This window comes from Stenotrophomonas sp. HMWF003 (assembly GCF_003061285.1).
In the GTDB taxonomy this organism is placed as follows: Bacteria; Pseudomonadota; Gammaproteobacteria; order Xanthomonadales; family Xanthomonadaceae; genus Stenotrophomonas; species Stenotrophomonas maltophilia_AP.
Genome location: NZ_QAIW01000455.1, coordinates 2,237 through 4,367 on the forward strand (window position 1 = coordinate 2,237; position 2,131 = coordinate 4,367).

Annotated in this window: 1 protein-coding gene and 2 pseudogenes; 2 read left to right on the top strand and 1 reads right to left on the bottom strand. The window is 71.0% G+C overall.

The annotated features are described in order from the left end of the window. Nucleotides 1-510 (bottom strand): annotated as a pseudogene (locus tag DBR34_RS20135) (arylesterase); the annotation flags it as partial. Nucleotides 511-616: 106 nt separating this feature from the next. On the opposite strand from DBR34_RS20135, the gene DBR34_RS20140 reads away from it, so the two are divergent. Together DBR34_RS20140 and DBR34_RS24315 are read left to right on the top strand one after the other, a co-directional pair. Next, nucleotides 617-1,219, top strand: a complete 603-nt coding sequence (locus tag DBR34_RS20140; RefSeq protein WP_128098098.1) for an ABC transporter ATP-binding protein — start codon at nt 617-619, stop codon at nt 1,217-1,219. Then, nucleotides 1,216-2,131 (top strand): annotated as a pseudogene (locus tag DBR34_RS24315) (oxidoreductase); the annotation flags it as partial. The gene DBR34_RS20140 and the pseudogene DBR34_RS24315, both read left to right, overlap by 4 nt.

Sequence of the window (2,131 nt, forward strand, 5' to 3'; positions counted from 1 at the left end):
GCCCGGCGTACGCGTCCTTGAGCCGCTGGCGGTAGGCCGGGCCGTAGTTGGGCGGCACGTCGATGCCCAGCAGCAGCACCTTCGCGCCGGCGGTCTGGCTGGCCACGATCATCTTTTCCAGGTTGCCGCGCAGCTGCACCGGGGTCAGCCCGCGCAGCGCGTCGTTGCCACCCAGTTCGATCACCACCACCGACGGCCGGTGCTTGGCCAGCAGGCCCGGCAGGCGGGTCAGCGCGCCGGCGGTGGTCTCGCCGCTGATGCTGGCGTTGATGATGGCCGGGGCGGGCTTCACCTGTTGTTTGACCCGCTGCTGAAGCAGGTTCACCCAGCCGGATTCGGCCGGGATATTGTGGGCGGCACTGAGGCTGTCGCCGACCACCAGCACCGCGTTGGCCGGGGCGGCACCTTTGGCACACGCCAGCAACGGCGCCAGCAGCAATGCTGCCAGCATCCAGACCACCGGGGCCGCGCGGCCCTTCCACATCGCTCGGTACATTGGAGAATCCTCATCGACAGCCTGTCCCCCCGCAGCGCGTCCGTCGCCATCGCCGCCCATGACGTGGGCAAATCCGCGCGTGGCCCGGAGGGTGAAGTCCACATACTGGACAACATTGGCATGACCGTCCATGAAGGCGAGAGCATCGCCATCGTCGGCGCTTCAGGTTCGGGCAAGACCACCCTGCTTGGCCTGCTCGCCGGCCTGGACCTGCCCAGCCGCGGGCGGGTGACGCTGGCGGGTTCGGACCTCAATGCGCTGGACGAGGAAGACCGCGCGCAGCTGCGCGCCCGCGAAGTGGGCTTTGTGTTCCAGAGCTTCCACCTGCTGCCGGCGCTGACCGCCGAAGAAAACATCGCACTGCCGCTGGAACTGGCCGGGCGCGAAGATCCCATGCGCGTGCGCGAGGTGCTGACGCAGGTGGGCCTGACCCATCGCGCCCGCCACTACCCGCGCCAGCTGTCCGGTGGCGAGCAGCAGCGCGTGGCGCTGGCACGGGCGTTCGTGGCCAAACCGCGCATCCTGTTCGCCGATGAGCCCACCGGCAGCCTGGACCAGGCCACCGGCCAGCAGATCAGCGACCTGCTGTTCGCACTCAACGCCACCAGCGACACCACCCTGGTGCTGGTCACCCACGACCTGCGCCTGGCCCAGCGCTGCCAGCGCATCTACCGGCTCGATGGCGGGCGCCTGGTGGACACCGCGGCCGGCGTATCCGCATGAACGTGGTCAAACATGCCGCGCGCGCCCTGCGCCGCGAATTCCTTGCCGGAGACCTGCTGACCGTCTTCGCCGCGCTGGTGCTGGGCGTGGCGGTGATGACCGCGGTGGGCACGCTGGTCAACCGGGTCACCCTTGCGCTGACCGGCAGCGCGGCGGAAATGCTGGGCGGCGACCTGGGCCTGAACGCCCGCGACGACATTCCCCAGGCCTTCGCCGATGCCGCGCGCGAACGTGGGTTGGCCAACACCCGCATGGTCAGCTTCCCCACCGTACTGTTCCATGGCGAGGCCAGCCAGATGGCCAACATCAAGGCGGTGAGCGAAGGTTATCCGCTGCGCGGGCAGCTGCTGGTCAGCCGCGGCCTGCAACGCAGCACGCCCGAACCGGCCGGCGCGCCGCCCGCCGGGCAGGCCTACGCCGATCCGCGGTTGATGCAGGCGCTGGGCCTGAAGGTGGGCGACGCGCTGGAGTTCGGCGCGGGCAGCCTGACTGTCACCCGCGTGCTGCAGGCCGAACCGGACACCTCCGGCGAGCTGATGCAGCTCTCGCCGCCGCTGCTGGTCAACCGCGCCGACGTCGACGCGGCCGGCCTGCTCGGCCCCGGCAGCCGCGCCTCGTACCGGATGATGTTCGCCGGCGCGCCGGAGGCGATTGCCGACTTCCGCGCGTGGCTGGCACCGCAGGCCAAGGGCTACCGCATCGTCGGCATCGCCGACACCCAGCGCGGCGTGCGTGGTGCGTTCGACCTGGCCGGCCGCTTCCTGTCACTGGCCGCCCTGCTGGCGGTGCTGCTGGCCGGCGTGGCCACCGCGCTGGCGGCCAACCGCTTCGCACTGCGCCGGATCGACCAGGTGGCCATCCTGCGCTGCCTGGGCGCCCGCCAGCGCGACATCCTCAGCGCCATGGCGCTGC